Here is a 14,931-nt window from a genome sequence, read left to right on the forward strand (position 1 = left end):
AAATTTAGTAATTACGGGCATCAAGGCCCCAAAGCAGTTTATTTCTTAACGTAGTTAAATAGCTTTCATTACTAAGACGAATTAAATTTAACTGAAAACTGGCTTTTTGAACATGAAACTTAACTGTTTGATCTAAAACTTCCGTCCGCGAATCGCAGGAGATGATATAATTGGCACTACGGCTTTCCACCTCAAAACAAAGTTTGCTGGTATCAGGGATCACTATAGGCCGCACGTTAAGGTTATGGGGCGATACCGGGGTTACTACTATGCTATTTGATTGCGGAAAAATAATAGGCCCTCCGCAGCTTAATGAATAAGCTGTTGAGCCGGTTGATGTTGAGATGATAATACCATCGCCCCAGTATGAATTTAAAAACTCATCGTTCAAAAATACATGGGTTATGATCATGGCGGCATCATCGCGCTTATGGATGGTTACATCATTAAGGGCAAAATTATTGCTGCCAAAAACATTAGGGTTCGAGTCAACGGTAAGCAATTCGCGGCAATCGCAGGTAAACTGCCTGTTCACCACGGCATGAATGGCTGCCGTAATATCACTTTTATTAACACTGGCCAAAAAGCCCAGGCGGCCAAAGTTTATACCAATAACAGGGATTCCCGAATCGCGAATCAAGGTAACCGTATCAAGCAGGGTACCATCGCCTCCAAGCGTTATAAAAATATCAATAAAGTCTTTTAAGGTTTCGGCGGGGCGCAACACTTTATATTGCACTGTGGTTAGTTTATCCTGCAAATATTCGTGGAGTTGCTGGTGTACATAAATATCAACACCATGCTGTGCAAGGTTATCAAAAACCTGCTGTATAAAAGGTAAAACAGATGGCTCATTAAACGGCCTGCCGTAAACTGCTATTTTCATTTTTTAAAAAAGCGAATATCGAACTTTGAAAGTACATTAATGCAGCAAGGCATAAATAATTAATACCGCATAAACTAAATACTACAATCCATCCATCATCATACATTTTTATTATAATGGCAAATTGTGCACTATTGTTTGCTTATATTTCCTAATAAAGTCATTTTAATTGCTTTAACAGATAAATAACTTCAAAGTAAAATAATTAAGTTTAACTATTTTGGCCTACCTTACCAATATTTAAACAACGGTTATTTTATTGATGGATAAAACTTTTACCCAAAAACTATCGGATATACAGTCAATAGCTGATGACCTTCCTTCTGCATTAATAATTCATGAGGTTGAAACGCTACAGATAGTGTATATGAACAGTGTAGGTCTCGATATACTGGGCACCACACTTGATGAACTGCAGGCCATGGGCCCTGAAACATATCACGTTAAATATTTTAACACTGAAGACAGCAACGAATACGTACCCAAAATTTTGCATCTGATAAAAAGCAAAACACAGGAGCAGGTATCCTACTTTCAGCAGGTACGTGTACCTGATAACCCCGAATGGCAGTTATTTGTGAGCAATACCAAAGTTTTTGCACGCAATGAAGCGGGCGATGCTGCATATCTGTTAACCATTGCCAGCAGGCTTGATCCTGTGCATCATATTACAACCAAGGTAAACAGGCTTATGAATGAGAACGCTTTTTTACGCCATAATAACCTGTTATTTTTAACGCTTACCCGGCGCGAAAAAGAAATTCTGAAATATATTGCCATGGGTATGAGTTCTGCGGAGATAAGTGCGAAACTGTTCATAGCCCCGGCTACGGCCGAAACGCACCGTAAAAACATCAAGAACAAACTGCACCTGAAAAATAATTATGATGCAGTGATGTTTGCGCAGGCTTATAATTTGGTTTAAGTTTTAAATCAGTAGTCTTAGGTTTTAAGTCTCAATATTTGGTAAAATAATCCACGATATCGACTTAAGACTTTAGGCTCAGGACTTAAAACTTCCGACTTAATACTACAAATTAAGGTAATTCATGAGCGAATCATACCTGTCGCGGGTGGCATCGCTGATATCGGTGTGATTAAACGTAGCTTTGATGTCATACTCGTATCGAAGGAAACTGGCAGTTATAGCCGAAATATCCTGCTTGTTGATTTTAAGCGTTACTTCCATCCGGGTTGAATCGGGAAAGGACTGAACATAGGAGCTCAGGACCTGCGCGTTGTCTGACTCAACTATCTGCGCCATGTGCGCAAGCGAATTATTTTTATTGTTGATCTCCAGTACAATAATACCTCCCGGTTGCGATACAGAAGTTATTTGAGCAAAATATTCTGTAATGGCGTTAATAGATATCAACCCAAGATAGTTTTTTTTGGCATCAAGCACAGGCACAACAGAGAGCTGCTGCTCATAAAACAGGCGGATAACATCATAAATATGCTGATCTTCCAGCACGTAGGGATTAACCAACGAAAGGGCCAGCGCACCTATGGGTGTTTGATAATCACTTTCGGCTATCAGGTCATCCTCGGCAAGCAAACCTAAAAACTGCTCTTCATTTACAATAGGCAAATGCCTGAGGCGAAACTCAATCATACGGTCAAGCACTTTCTGAATGGTATCAGAAGTGTGTACCGGCGGTATCGAGTCAGCTATCAGGTCAAGTGCTATCATCTATGCATTTACTTTGGTTTCTAATTTAGCTAAAAACTGTTTAAGTAATGTATTAAATTCTTCCGGGTGCTCCATCATAGGTGCATGACCGCATTTGTCAATCCAATGAAGTTCCGAGTCGGGCAGCAGCTCATGAAATTCAACAGCTACCTCAGGCGGGGTGATCTTGTCATTTCGTCCCCATATCAAAGATACCGGGATGGTGATCTTATGCAGATCTTTTTTCATGTTGTGCCTGATGGCCGATTTTGCCATGGCCAGCAAGCGGATCACCTTATGCCTGTCGTTAATGGTCTGAAAAACATCAAGCACCAACTCATCGGTGGCAATAGCCGGATCGTAAAATGTAAATTGCACTTTTTCGCGCACAAAATCAATACTCTCCCTGCGCGGAAAAGAGCCGCCGAAAGCATTTTCATATAAGCCCGAGCTACCAGTTAAAACAAGGGCCCTGATGTTTTCGGGATGCGTGGTTAAATAAACTAATGCCACATGCCCGCCAAGCGAGTTACCCAATAAGGTAATATTGCTAAGCTTTTTAAACTTTATAAACTTATGTACAAATTTCGATAAACTTTTTACCCCGGTACTGATCAGCGGCATGTCATAAACAGGCAGCATGGGGATAATAACCCTGTACTTTGATTTAAACTCATTAATAACACCATCCCAATTGCTCAACGCCCCCATTAAACCATGCAACAGTAACAGCACCTCTCCTTCGCCCTCATCGATGTAACTAAAACCGTGTTCCTCTTTAAGCACGAACTCCATATAAAATATTAAAAATTAATTTTTCAAACTTATCTTATACCAAAATCGCTTTCAGTACAATTTCCTGTTATTCCGCTGTAAAATTAGTTTATTACGAACGACATTTAGCAAGTATAGTAATTATTTACCAATGTAGTAATGTTAAGCTTTTATTAATAAGATTAACATTAACACAACATTGCACAAAAAAACGCTGTACTATTAAATGGTAAAAACTTAACCTAATAACTGTTTAACCACCTCTGATATTGTTTTACCATCGGCCTTGCCTGCAAGCTCTTTACTGGCCATACCCATTACGCGGCCCATATCTTTTACGGATGTAGCGCCTATCCTGCCAATAAGCTCTTCAAGGTAGCCTTCAATTTCAAACTTGCTCATTTGTTGCGGAAGGTATTCTTCAATAACCAGCATTTCGGCTATTTCCACCTGGTACAAGTCGTCGCGATTTTGCTCCTTATAAATATCGGCCGATTCCTTACGCTGTTTTACCAGCTTTTGCAATACTTTAATTTCAGCATCCTCGGTTAGTTCATCTGCAGCGCCTTTTTCGGTTTTAGCCAAAAGCAACGCCGATTTGATGGCACGCAACCCCTGTAAACGATCTGCCTGCTTGGCAAGCATGGCCAGTTTAATGTCCTGGTCTATTTGTGTAATTAACGACATATGTTTTATGTTAGTCCGGAATTCCGATGTCGGAAAGTCCGGAATTTTTTCTTTTTAGTCCGGAAATCCGATGTCCGGAAGTCCGAAGGATTTGTTTGGTTAATAAAGCAGCCTTGTCTTACTTTCGGACTTTACTGACTTTCCGACTTCAGACTTCCCTCCTACCCTCTGAATATCGTACCTGCGTTGGCTTGTGCTGTAGGCATGATAACCAGGTCATTAATGTTAACATGTGCCGGTCGTGATGCAATGAACCAGATGGTTTCGGCCACATCTTCGGCCACCAATGGTTTAAAACCATCATAAACTTTTTTGGCCCTTTCCTTATCACCCTTAAAGCGCACCTCCGAAAACTCGGTTTCCACAGCTCCCGGATGTATCGCCGTTACCTTAATACCATGGGGTAAAAGATCAATCCGCATACCTTTATTTAAAGCATCAACTGCATGTTTGGTAGCGCAATATACATTTCCGTTAGCATAAACTTCCTTACCGGCAATCGAGCCAAGATTTATAATGTGCCCCTTACCATTTTCTATCATCCAGTTTGATACCACCCGGCTTACATACAGCAGGCCCTTGATATTGGTATCAATCATGGTTTCCCAATCATCAATACTGCCTTTTTGAATAGGATCAAGCCCCTGGCTTAAACCGGCGTTGTTAACCAATACCGTCACTTTCCTCCATTCGGCCGGCAAAGCTTCCAGGTTGTTAATGGTATCTTCGCGGTTACGCACATCAAATGACGAAACCGCAACTTCTACGTTATACTTATCATTCAGGTGTTTGGCCAGTTTCTCCAACCTATCTAACCGGCGACCGGTTAATACCAGGTCATAGCCTTCGCGGGCAAAAACGTGTGCACATGCCTCGCCAATGCCGGCGGTAGCTCCTGTAATTAAGGCAATCTTACTCATAGATATTGATAACTATAAACAGCGAAATTATGTTTTTTACTTTAAAATATTGTCGGTTGGGAGTAAGGATGTTTTTTGAAAGGGAGGATTTTACCCACCCCAATATCGGGTTGAAAACGCAAGTCTATTTTACGCTCTCATTATAAATGAGCGCGAGATTTAGGAAAATTACATTCTACTCAAAAATCAAGCTAAACATAATGGTGTGTAAGCCCAACCTGCTGAGGGGCGCCGAGTAGGGGTTATACTCGCGCATCAACACGTTGCCTAACGAATTGGAGATCTTAATCTCGGGCGAAAGCTTAAAAAATTCAAAATAAATATCACAACCCACGCCCGCCTCATACGAGGCAAAGCCACCTACGTTTTTAACCAGCTTCTCCGAAAGGTCAAGATTCGCATCCGCGTTTTTCTTAGATCCTATGGCCTGGGTGTATTTCAGGCCGCCTACAACATAAGCCCTGAAATCGCCCAACCTGTCTGATTTTAATTTCAATTGCAGGGGAACGTCCACCGAAGTGGTTTGTATTTTTTTATCCACATCTTCCGACGGATCGACATAAGAATAATGCAAAGCCCTGTCGGCAAAAATTAATGACGGTGTGGTGCGTACCTCAAGGTGCTCGGTGATCCTGTACCGGGTCAAAAAACCTACTCCGAAAGCCGGTGAACTTTTTGAGCTGATGCTGTTAAGCGGCCCTTTAACCTGCACACCGTTCTCATCTAAAAACGCGTTGCGAAAATTGGGCTGGTTAACAATTTTAAAATCGATGCTTACGTAAGTAAAACTGAAACCAAAGCTCAGATCCTGCTGATCGGCGCCGCCACCCCATGCCGGTACATGCTGCGCAAACAATAAATTGCTGCTAAAAATAAGTACAACTACAAGCAGGTAACGGTTTATAATCATTTAATACCGGTGTATATTGAACAGATACCAAACGTTAAAGGCCTGCATTTGGTATTCTTAAAGCCTACTTTATCCATCAAACCCACAAAAGCCTGCCCATCCGGAAAAGCAGCTACCGACTCCGGTAAATAGCTGTATGCTCTTGCATCTTTGCTGAACAATTTACCAATACCCGGGTAATATAGCTGAAGTAAAAATTATATAACTGCTTTACCGGAAATACTTTAGGCTTTGAAAACTCAAGCACCACCACCTTTCCTCCGGGTTTTAGCACCCGAATTATATCAGCAAGGCCTTTTTCCAGGTTTTCAAAATTACGTACACCGTAGGCAACCGTAACAGCGTCAAACTCCGCGCCCTCAAACGGCAGTTTTTCCGAATCGCCCAGTTTTACAGCAAATTTATCGCTAAAACCCCGTTTCGCTATTTTTTGCTCCGCGATGTCAAGCATCCCCCTTGAAATATCAACACCAATAATTTTTTCAGGTTTCAGGATAGATAAAGCCTCAAAAGCAAAATCGCCGGTGCCGGTAGCAACGTCCAGTATCAGCTTTGGTTTATCCTTTTTTAATTCGTTGATGGCTTTTTTACGCCAAATGATATCAATACCAAGTGACAGGAAATGGTTAAGGAAATCATAGGTTTTTGATATATTGTTGAACATATCTGCTACCTGTTCTTTTTTGGTAGCCTGCTCGTCATGGTACGGTGTTATGGTTTTGCTCATCGCAGCAAAGATAATGATTGTATAGTGAATGCTTTAATATTAAGAAAGCTGAAAGTGAATACTGAAACAGGGCTGACAAGTTAACTCATCCCTACTTCGCTGCGCCCGTCACTCCTCTCTGCTTCGCAAAGCGTGGTTTTCGTTCTTCAGCTAAGTGTAGACCAGCTGAGTTGCCTATGCTCCTCGCTGTTACTAAATCGATATTAAGTTGCGCTAATTATGTAAATGTTAAGTCAATTCACTATTTTTAGAAACCAATTTCGGCCGGTAGTCCCGGCAAATCACATTTAAAATTTGTTTCCTTATCCTTATGAAAGACGAACAAGAATCCTCGCGCCGCAGTTTTATTAAAAAACTAACCACAGCAACCGCGGCCGTAGCGGCCGGATCGGGCTTTTTAGCCAGCCAAAGCCAGGCCAAATCTTTTTCCATCCAAAAACGCCTCATCGGCAACAGCCCTAACGACCAGGTAAACATCGCCCTCATTGGCGCCGGTGGTATGGGTACCCAGGATACCATCACCGCCCTGCAGGTGCCCGGTGTTAAACTGGTAGCCGTATGCGATTTGTATGACGGTCGCTTAAAAGATGCCAAGACCCGCTGGGGAACCGACATTTTTACTACCCGGGTTTACAAAGAGATCCTGAACCGTAAAGACATTGACGCCGTAATCATTGCCACACCAGATCACTGGCACCAGCAAATTTCTGTTGATGCGATGCATGCCGGTAAACATGTGTATTGCGAAAAACCGATGGTTCATGCCATTACCGAAGGGCCGGCGGTGATCAAAGCGCAAAAAGAAACAGGAATGATATTCCAGGTAGGCAGCCAGGGGGTATCATCATTAGGCAATGAAAAAGCACACGAGTTATTAAAAAGCGGTGCTATTGGCGAATTAAACTATGCCGAAGGTTTCTGGGCCCGCCGCGCGCCGCTTGAGGTCTGGCAATACCCTATCCCTGAAGATGCCTCGCCTCAAACTGTTGATTGGGAAACTTATATCAGCAATACTAAAAATCGTCCGTTTGATGAAAAACGCTTTTTCCGCTGGAGAAATTATACCGACTATGGTACAGGCATGGCGGGCGACCTTTTTGTTCACCTTTTTTCAAGCCTCCATTTTATAACCGATTCAGTTGGCCCTAACAAAATTTATGCATCCGGCGGCTTACGTTTCTGGAATGATGGCCGCGAAGTACCTGATGTACTTTTAGGCACTTTTGATTATGGTAAAACACAGGCACACCCGGCCTTTAACCTTTCGTTACGGTGTAACTTTGTGGATGGCACCAGCGGCACAACTTACCTTAAACTGGTAGGCAGCGAAGGCTCAATGGATATAACATGGGATAAAGTGACGCTTAAACGCAATAAAGTGATGGATTCTGATGACCCATTCTATCTTGATAAACTAAAAAAAGCAGGTAGCGGTTATGCCGAACGCAAAAAAATGCTACCGCCCGAAGAGATCACATATGATGCCGAAAAAGGATACAAAGGCGGGCCGTATGATCATATGGTGAACTTTTTTACCGCTATCCGCAATAAAGGCAAGGTAACTGAAGATGCGATATTTGGCTATCGTGCGGCAGCCCCTGCCCTGCTGTGTAATGACAGCTATTACAATAACAGCCCCATGTTCTGGGATCCGGAAAAAATGCAGGTTGTCAAAAAATAACAGATCACAGCAAATACCTTATTATGAAACAAAGGTTTAAAAAATTGGGTTTGGCACTGGCTGCTGCAGGCTTAGTTTGCGTACAAACGTCAGGGATTCCGGTTCATAAGGCTAAACTTCCTAAACAGGCTACTCCTGCAAAAGGTACCTGGATAAATTTATTTGATGGCAAAACGTTAAAAGGCTGGCATGGCTTCAACAAAAAGGGTCCGGTAAAAAACTGGACCATTGTTGACGGTGCCCTGGTTTGTCTTGGTGCAGCGCAGGGTGATACCGGCGGAGATATAGTAACCGATAAAGCTTATACCAATTTTGAGCTTTCATGGGAATGGAAAATAGAAAAAGGCAGTAACAGCGGTGTAATATACCATGTGGTTGAAGATCCGAAATACCACGGCCCTTATGAAACCGGCCCCGAATACCAGATCATTGACGATGCCGGCTGGCCCGAAAAATTGGAAGACTGGCAAAAGACAGGCTGTGATTATGCCATGTACCTGCCAAACGCCTCAAAAAAAGTAGCCCCGGTTGGCACCTGGAACACCAGTAAAATTATTTTCAACAACGGGCATGTTGAACACTGGCTCAACGGCAAAAAGATTTTAGCTTTTGAAGCCTGGACCAGCGACTGGAAAAGGAAAAAAGCCGAAGGTAAATGGAAAGATTATCCCGACTATGGCAACGCCAAAACCGGCTTAATCGCTCTGCAGGACCATGGCATAAAGCTTATTTCAGGAGCATTAAAATAAAGGAATTATAAAATTTATAGTTTTTGCTTCGTACCTTCGCGCAACGGTTTTATCTTTATCAAAAAACTCATTGGGGTACGAAGCAATCCTTAACAGCAGGCAACCATGCAATATCGCCGGCAGAGGACTGCTTCGCCGTTCCGCCTCCCAATGACCGGGAAAGATTGATTATCTTTTGATCCCCCGTTGAATATATAACCCACAATGAGTTTTTTTGTTTGCTTTTTATCTGTTAATTAGCCAGTTGCAGTAAATTTTCTATATCCAGCCTGCGGGTAAACATGGTCAAATTCCCTTCCTGATCTACAGGCCATTGTTCTTTGGGGCGATCCCAGTAGAGCTCAACCCCGTTTTGATCGGGATCGTTAAGATAGATGGCTTCAGATACACCATGATCAGATGCTCCTGTAATATTGTAACGGGCATCAATCAGCCTTTTAAGTATAATGGCCAGGTCTTTTCTTTCGGGATATAAGATGGCAGTATGGTATAAGCCCGGTGCGTATTCCGGGGCTGGTGAAGCGCCTTTGCTATGCCAGGTATTTAAGCCAATATGATGGTGATAACCACCTGCAGATATAAATGCAGCCTGATCGCCGTACATCACCATTTTTTCAAAGCCTAACAAACCACAGTAAAAATCAAGAGATTTTTGCAGGTCGCTTACTTTTAAGTGTACGTGACCAATGCGGGTTTGGGCGGGTATTTTATAATCGTTCATATAATTACATGTTCAAACATCAAATTTAATTATTATTGCGCTACTTTTTGTTTTCCTATTGTAAAACAAGCTTATAAATAAGCAATGGCTATTTATTCCATACTATTACCGCAATGAACGCATTAAGTAAAAATACTACCTTTGCAGAATGATCGTAAAATCGGCCGAATTTATTTGCAGCAATAGCCAGGTAAGCAAGTTACCTCCACCCGTTAAAGCGGAGTACGCTTTTATCGGGCGCTCAAATGTGGGCAAATCATCCCTTATCAATACATTAACTGGTAAAAAGGGTCTTGCTAAAACGTCGCAAACTCCCGGCAAAACGCAGCTGATCAATCATTTCCTGATCAACGAGGGCTGGTACATTGTCGATTTACCCGGTTATGGCTATGCCCGCGCATCAAAAACGGAAAAAGCCAAATGGGATAAGTTCATCCATACTTACCTGGACAAGCGCGAAAGCCTGCAATGTGTAATGGTGTTGATAGACAGTCGTCTCGAGCCACAAAAGATCGACCTTGAATTTTGCAACTGGCTGGGCGAAAAAGGCCTTTCATTTGTGCTGGTATTTACCAAGGCCGATAAACAATCGAGCATTAAAACAGACCAAAGCATTGCCAAATTCAGGAAAGCCCTGCTGGCTACATTTGATGAAATGCCGCAGTTTTTCATCACATCGTCGGAAACACAGCAAGGCCGCGAAGAGATACTTGAGTTTATTGATGCAGTAAATCAAAATTTTGAAGTACCGCAGTTTTTTAGTTCCCCTCTTGAGAATAATAAACAATGAAAAAATACTTATCCTTAGTAACCTTCGCCCATACCATTTTTGCCATGCCGTTTGCATTTATCGGCTTCTTTTTGGCAGTAACCACAACCCAGTATCATTTCGACTGGCTTAAGCTGGTTTTGATGGTTTTATGTATGGTATTTGCCCGTAATTCGGCAATGGCCTTTAACCGCTACCTTGACAGGGATATCGACATTCAAAACCCACGTACCAAACAGCGCGATATCCCAGCCGGCCGGATCAGCCCAAAAGCTGCTTTAACATTTGTTATTATCAACTGCCTGCTGTTTATTACAGCTACCTGGTTCATCAACAGGCTTTGTTTCTTTTTATCGCCGGTAGCTTTATTTGTGGTAATGGGCTACAGCGCAACCAAACGTTTTACCGCACTCTGCCATCTGGTATTGGGATTGGGTTTATCGCTTGCTCCTATCGGCGCTTACTTAGTGGTTACCGGTCAGTTTGCCCTTACACCTATATTCTTTTCACTATCCGTACTTTGCTGGGTAAGCGGCTTTGATATTATTTACGCCCTGCAGGATGAAGATTTTGACCGAAGCCAAAACCTGCACTCTATCCCGGCGTATTTAGGTAAAGTGAACGCCTTAAGACTATCTACCTTTTTACATGTGCTTTCGGCCGTTTTCATTATGATGCCGGCATTTGAAACTCAGGTAGGCTTCCTGTACTACATTGGTATCGCGTTTTTTTGCGCCATGCTTGTTTACCAGCACCTGCTTGTAAAACCAAACGACCTGAGCCGCGTTAACTTTGCTTTTATGACTACCAATGGCATTGCCAGCGTAGTATTTGCTGTATTGTTTTTGCTCGACAGGATATGGATTCACTAACCGCCCTCCAAAAGTTTCGGCAGTATTTTGAAAGATATGTTCCGCTTACTGATGAAGAGTGGCAAGCTTTATCGCAATACCTAACGGTAGATGCCTTAAAAAAGAAAAGGTTTTATGTAGAGGCCGGTAAAGTATGCGATCATATCGGCCTGGTGGTAAAAGGATCTGTACGCTATTATCATGTTAAAGACGGCGAGGAAATAACCGGCTATTTCAGCTTTGAAGATGAAATGCTAAGCTCATACAAAAGTTTCCTTACCCGCACACCGGCGGCAAATTATATCCAGGCGCTTGAAGATTCGGTGATAGTGAATTTAAGCCACAATAATCTGAAACAAGCTTGCATGAATGAGCTGCTCGGTTTTAAGATGGAGCGTTTTGGGAGATTAACAGCCGAACACTATCTTATCTGTTACGAAGAACGTATTACTTCCTTTATCACTCAATCGCCCGAAGAACGTTATGCCGATCTTTTACAAACAGGTGGCGAAGCCTTGTACCGCATCCCCCAGCATTATATTGCCAATTATTTAGGGATCACTCCGGTTTCGCTCTCGCGGATCAGGAGAAGGATCATGAAGATAAGCGCCTGACCTCACCCCAACCCTCTCCAAAGGAGAGGGAGAAAAGCATACATTTTAAAGTCCTCTCCTTTGGAGAGGATTTAGGAGAGGTGAAATTCCTTATCTTTTGTTAACGTTTTGATTTACAAAGGCGGCCTACCTTTGTAATACACAAAACGAAAAAAGATCATGCATACTATATTAGGAGCCGGCGGTCCGGTAGCAAACATCCTCACCAAAGAATTAATCAACCATAACGAAACCATCCGTTTAGTTAGCCGCAAACCGGTTAACACAAATAATAATGATAAAGTAACCTGGCAAAAAGCCGACCTGCTCAATTACGATGAAGTACTGTCGGCAGCAAAAGGATCGACAGTAATTTATCTCGTGGCCGGCCTGGTTTATGATAAAGACATCTGGCGGGCGCAATGGCCGGTGATCATGCAAAATGTGATCAATGTTACCAAAGCCACCGGTGCCCGTTTAATATTTTTTGATAACGTTTACATGTACGGACTGGTTAACGGCTCCATGACCGAAGATACCCCGTATAAACCCAGCAGCGTTAAAGGCGAAATAAGAGCGGGCATCGCCGAAATGCTCATGAATGAAGTTAAAGCCGGCAATATCAACGCAACCATAGCCCGCGCACCTGATTTTTATGGCGCCCCGGTCAACAGCTTTATTGATATGATGGTGCTGAGCAATTACGCCAAAAAACAAAACGCGCAATGGATAGGCAATCCGGATTGTAAACACAATTTTATTTATGTGCCCGATGCAGGTAAAGCTATGTTCATGCTTGGTCAAAATCCCAATAGCGGCAATCAGATCTGGCACCTCCCTACTCCGCCGGCCATCACCGGTAAACAGTTTTTGGATATTGCCGCCAAGATTTATAAAGTTGAACCAAAATATACACGCGTTAATAAAGTAATGCTGTGGCTGTTCGGTTTATTTAAAAAGGTGGTAATGGGTACTGTAGAAATGTATTACCAGTACGATCACGATTATATTTTCGACAGCAGCAAATTTGAGAAAGCGTTCAACTTTAAACCAACAAGCTACGAGGATGCGATAACTGAGATATCGAAAACGCTTCATAAGTCTTAAGTCAAAAGCCTTTAGTCTTAAGTTTTTTTAATTTATTAAAGTCCGCAAGTTGCTGTTGCTCCTTGCGGACTTTTTACTTTTCTTTTATCAAATAAAACACATTTAAACGTGTATTATTTGCACTTCTCCAACCATAATCTGCACATTTGCACATACGCATATCTGCACATCTAAAAATCATGATCCACAAAAAAACAAGAACATATATCCCGGCTTCCCTTGATATTAAATGGGAAACCCTTGAGCCTTTTTATAAAGAATTATTAGATCGTCCAATCCACTCAGTTGAAGAACTGGAGAAATGGCTGCGCGATAAAAGTGAGCTGGAAGCAGCTTTGGAAGAAGATTTTGCATGGCGCTATATCCGCATGACCTGCGATACCACCAGCGAAGACCTGCTTCAAAAGTTCCAGTACTTTGCTACCGAAATTGAGCCCAAAATTGCTCCATATAGTAACGAACTGAACAAAAAGCTGGTTGCCAGCGCGTTTGTTGATAAACTGGATGGCGAAAAATATTTTATTTTTTTACGGGCCGTAAAAAAAGCATTGGAACTTTTCCGCGAGGAAAATATCCCGGTACAAACCGAAATCCAGGTGGAACAGCAGAAGTACCAATCTATAACCGGTTCCATGTCTGTTCATGTTGATGATAAGGAATTTACTTTAGAACAAGCCTCCGTATTTTTAAAAGGCACTGATCGTGCTAAACGCCAGGAAGTTTGGGAAAAGATCACCAGCCGCCGTTTACAGGATAAAGACAAACTCGATGAACTTTTCGACCATTTGCGTAAGCTTCGTCACACAGTAGCAACAAACGCCAATTTTGAAAACTTCCGCGATTATATGTTCCAGGCTTTAGGCCGTTTCGATTATACCCCGCAGGATTGTTATGCTTTTCATGCAGCTATCGAAACCGAAATAGTGCCTATTCTAAGAACCCAAGCCGAAAAGCGCCGCGAGGCTTTGCACTTACCTGCCCTTAAGCCATGGGATATGGATGTGGATATTTCAGGCAAACCAGCCCTTAAACCATTTCAGAATGGCGAAGACCTGATCGAAAAATCTATCCAGTGCTTCAGCAACATCAATCGTTATTTAGGCGAACGTTTGGAGATCATGAAAGATAACGGCTTGTTTGATGTGGAAAGCCGTAAAGGCAAAGCCCCGGGTGGTTACAACTATCCACTGGCCGAAACCGGCGCACCTTTTATTTTTATGAATTCGGCCAATACCTTCCGCGATTTAACTACTATGGTACATGAAGGCGGTCACGCGGTACACACTTTCCTTACTGCCGATCTGGAACTGAATGATTTTAAACATTGCCCATCCGAAGTTGCCGAATTAGCCTCCATGTCGATGGAGCTGATCTCGATGGATAACTGGAATGTGTATTTTGATAATGAAGAAGATCTTAAACGCGCTAAACGTGATCAATTAGTTGACGTATTGAAAACCCTGCCCTGGGTGGCCGTTGTCGATCAGTTTCAGCATTGGATCTATACCAACCCTGACCATACCGATGCCGACCGCACAACCGCCTGGATCGAGATCTTTGAGCCATTCGGCGCAGGTTTTGCCGATTGGAGCGAACATCGCGAAGCATTGGCAAATCTTTGGCAAAAACAGCTGCACATCTTCGAGGTGCCATTTTACTATATCGAATACGGCATGGCCCAGTTAGGCGCTATCGCTGTATGGAAAAACTACAAAGAAAATCCGGAAAAGGGCTTGCAACAATATTTAGACGCCCTTAAACTCGGTTACACTAAAACTATTAAAGAGATTTACGAAACCGCAGGGATCAAGTTTGACTTTAGCGCTGCCTATGTAAAAGAGCTGGCTGAGTTTGTTAAAGCAGAGTTGGATAAATTGAATTAAA

15 protein-coding genes and 1 pseudogene are annotated in these 14,931 nt (G+C 42.5%); 8 read left to right on the top strand and 8 right to left on the bottom strand.

Features of this window, described 5'->3' with window-relative positions; translation table 11 throughout:
• Positions 1 to 4: 4 nt before the first annotated feature.
• Positions 5 to 886 (bottom strand): NAD kinase, encoded by an 882-nt coding sequence (locus DIU38_RS18605; protein ID WP_112654806.1) that lies wholly within the window; start codon positions 884 to 886, stop codon positions 5 to 7.
• A 262-nt stretch (positions 887 to 1,148) separates the two neighbouring features.
• Between DIU38_RS18605 and DIU38_RS18610 the strand changes: the two genes are divergently transcribed.
• Positions 1,149 to 1,811, top strand: coding sequence for a response regulator transcription factor (locus DIU38_RS18610; protein ID WP_112654807.1), 663 nt, complete (start codon positions 1,149 to 1,151; stop codon positions 1,809 to 1,811).
• 105 nt (positions 1,812 to 1,916) lie between these two features.
• Here DIU38_RS18610 and DIU38_RS18615 read toward each other — a convergent pair whose 3' ends face one another.
• From DIU38_RS18615 to ubiE, 6 genes and pseudogenes are all read right to left on the bottom strand, one after another.
• Positions 1,917 to 2,579, bottom strand: coding sequence for a CBS domain-containing protein (locus DIU38_RS18615; protein WP_112654808.1), 663 nt, complete (start codon positions 2,577 to 2,579; stop codon positions 1,917 to 1,919).
• Positions 2,580 to 3,353, bottom strand: a complete 774-nt coding sequence (locus DIU38_RS18620; RefSeq protein ID WP_090531932.1) for an alpha/beta fold hydrolase — start codon at positions 3,351 to 3,353, stop codon at positions 2,580 to 2,582. It abuts the gene before it with no gap.
• Positions 3,354 to 3,569: 216 nt separating this feature from the next.
• Positions 3,570 to 4,019: a GatB/YqeY domain-containing protein gene (locus DIU38_RS18625; protein ID WP_091172583.1), complete on the bottom strand. Its 450-nt coding sequence runs from the start codon at positions 4,017 to 4,019 to the stop codon at positions 3,570 to 3,572.
• A gap of 161 nt (positions 4,020 to 4,180) precedes the next feature.
• Complete coding sequence (locus DIU38_RS18630) at positions 4,181 to 4,939, bottom strand: SDR family oxidoreductase (protein ID WP_112654809.1); 759 nt, start codon at positions 4,937 to 4,939, stop codon at positions 4,181 to 4,183.
• Between the two features lie 175 nt (positions 4,940 to 5,114).
• Positions 5,115 to 5,849: a type IX secretion/gliding motility protein PorT/SprT gene (gene porT / locus DIU38_RS18635; RefSeq protein WP_112654810.1), complete on the bottom strand. Its 735-nt coding sequence runs from the start codon at positions 5,847 to 5,849 to the stop codon at positions 5,115 to 5,117.
• Positions 5,846 to 6,513 (bottom strand): annotated as a pseudogene (ubiE, locus tag DIU38_RS18640) (bifunctional demethylmenaquinone methyltransferase/2-methoxy-6-polyprenyl-1,4-benzoquinol methylase UbiE). Before ubiE ends, porT begins: the two are co-directional and overlap by 4 nt.
• A gap of 373 nt (positions 6,514 to 6,886) precedes the next feature.
• Between ubiE and DIU38_RS18645 the strand changes: the two are divergent.
• Together DIU38_RS18645 and DIU38_RS18650 are read left to right on the top strand one after the other, a co-directional pair.
• On the top strand, positions 6,887 to 8,257 hold the full coding sequence (locus DIU38_RS18645) for a Gfo/Idh/MocA family protein (protein WP_112654812.1): 1,371 nt from the start codon (positions 6,887 to 6,889) through the stop codon (positions 8,255 to 8,257).
• A 23-nt stretch (positions 8,258 to 8,280) separates the two neighbouring features.
• Positions 8,281 to 9,006, top strand: coding sequence for a 3-keto-disaccharide hydrolase (locus tag DIU38_RS18650; RefSeq protein ID WP_208809191.1), 726 nt, complete (start codon positions 8,281 to 8,283; stop codon positions 9,004 to 9,006).
• 232 nt (positions 9,007 to 9,238) lie between these two features.
• Here the strand turns inward: DIU38_RS18650 and DIU38_RS18655 are convergent, their stop codons facing one another.
• The gene (locus DIU38_RS18655) at positions 9,239 to 9,727 is read right to left on the bottom strand and encodes a VOC family protein (protein ID WP_091172596.1); all 489 of its coding nucleotides are present in this window, start codon (positions 9,725 to 9,727) and stop codon (positions 9,239 to 9,241) included.
• A 148-nt stretch (positions 9,728 to 9,875) separates the two neighbouring features.
• Between DIU38_RS18655 and yihA the strand changes: the two genes are divergently transcribed.
• From yihA to DIU38_RS18680, 5 genes are all read left to right on the top strand, one after another.
• The gene (gene yihA, locus DIU38_RS18660) at positions 9,876 to 10,517 is read left to right on the top strand and encodes a ribosome biogenesis GTP-binding protein YihA/YsxC (RefSeq protein ID WP_112654814.1); all 642 of its coding nucleotides are present in this window, start codon (positions 9,876 to 9,878) and stop codon (positions 10,515 to 10,517) included.
• A complete protein-coding gene (locus DIU38_RS18665; RefSeq protein ID WP_112654815.1) occupies positions 10,514 to 11,368 on the top strand; it encodes a UbiA-like polyprenyltransferase in 855 nt (284 codons plus the stop codon). Before yihA ends, DIU38_RS18665 begins: the two co-directional genes overlap by 4 nt.
• Entirely contained in the window at positions 11,356 to 11,961 is a 606-nt protein-coding gene (locus DIU38_RS18670; protein ID WP_112654816.1) for a Crp/Fnr family transcriptional regulator, read from the top strand. The genes DIU38_RS18665 and DIU38_RS18670 overlap by 13 nt, the downstream gene beginning before the upstream one ends.
• 159 nt (positions 11,962 to 12,120) lie before the next feature.
• Positions 12,121 to 13,047 (top strand): NAD-dependent epimerase/dehydratase family protein, encoded by a 927-nt coding sequence (locus tag DIU38_RS18675; protein WP_091172607.1) that lies wholly within the window; start codon positions 12,121 to 12,123, stop codon positions 13,045 to 13,047.
• A 179-nt stretch (positions 13,048 to 13,226) separates the two neighbouring features.
• A complete protein-coding gene (locus tag DIU38_RS18680; RefSeq protein ID WP_112654817.1) occupies positions 13,227 to 14,930 on the top strand; it encodes a M3 family oligoendopeptidase in 1,704 nt (567 codons plus the stop codon).
• Position 14,931 lies beyond the last annotated feature (1 nt).

The organism is Mucilaginibacter metallidurans, assembly GCF_003286435.2.
GTDB lineage: Bacteria > Bacteroidota > Bacteroidia > Sphingobacteriales > Sphingobacteriaceae > Mucilaginibacter > Mucilaginibacter gossypii.

Bases quoted from the DNA above. Each gene is read 5' to 3' on its own strand.
- DIU38_RS18605 (WP_112654806.1), bottom strand. From the start codon at position 886: ATGAAAATAGCAGTTTACGGCAGGCCGTTTAATGAGCCATCTGTTTTA.
- DIU38_RS18610 (WP_112654807.1), top strand. From the start codon at position 1,149: ATGGATAAAACTTTTACCCAAAAACTATCGGATATACAGTCAATAGCT.
- DIU38_RS18620 (WP_090531932.1), bottom strand. From the start codon at position 3,353: ATGGAGTTCGTGCTTAAAGAGGAACACGGTTTTAGTTACATCGATGAG.
- DIU38_RS18675 (WP_091172607.1), top strand. From the start codon at position 12,121: ATGCATACTATATTAGGAGCCGGCGGTCCGGTAGCAAACATCCTCACC.
- DIU38_RS18630 (WP_112654809.1), bottom strand. From the start codon at position 4,939: ATGAGTAAGATTGCCTTAATTACAGGAGCTACCGCCGGCATTGGCGAG.
- DIU38_RS18615 (WP_112654808.1), bottom strand. From the start codon at position 2,579: ATGATAGCACTTGACCTGATAGCTGACTCGATACCGCCGGTACACACT.
- DIU38_RS18655 (WP_091172596.1), bottom strand. From the start codon at position 9,727: ATGAACGATTATAAAATACCCGCCCAAACCCGCATTGGTCACGTACAC.
- DIU38_RS18650 (WP_208809191.1), top strand. From the start codon at position 8,281: ATGAAACAAAGGTTTAAAAAATTGGGTTTGGCACTGGCTGCTGCAGGC.
- porT (WP_112654810.1), bottom strand. From the start codon at position 5,849: ATGATTATAAACCGTTACCTGCTTGTAGTTGTACTTATTTTTAGCAGC.
- DIU38_RS18680 (WP_112654817.1), top strand. From the start codon at position 13,227: ATGATCCACAAAAAAACAAGAACATATATCCCGGCTTCCCTTGATATT.
- DIU38_RS18670 (WP_112654816.1), top strand. From the start codon at position 11,356: ATGGATTCACTAACCGCCCTCCAAAAGTTTCGGCAGTATTTTGAAAGA.
- DIU38_RS18625 (WP_091172583.1), bottom strand. From the start codon at position 4,019: ATGTCGTTAATTACACAAATAGACCAGGACATTAAACTGGCCATGCTT.
- DIU38_RS18665 (WP_112654815.1), top strand. From the start codon at position 10,514: ATGAAAAAATACTTATCCTTAGTAACCTTCGCCCATACCATTTTTGCC.
- yihA (WP_112654814.1), top strand. From the start codon at position 9,876: ATGATCGTAAAATCGGCCGAATTTATTTGCAGCAATAGCCAGGTAAGC.
- DIU38_RS18645 (WP_112654812.1), top strand. From the start codon at position 6,887: ATGAAAGACGAACAAGAATCCTCGCGCCGCAGTTTTATTAAAAAACTA.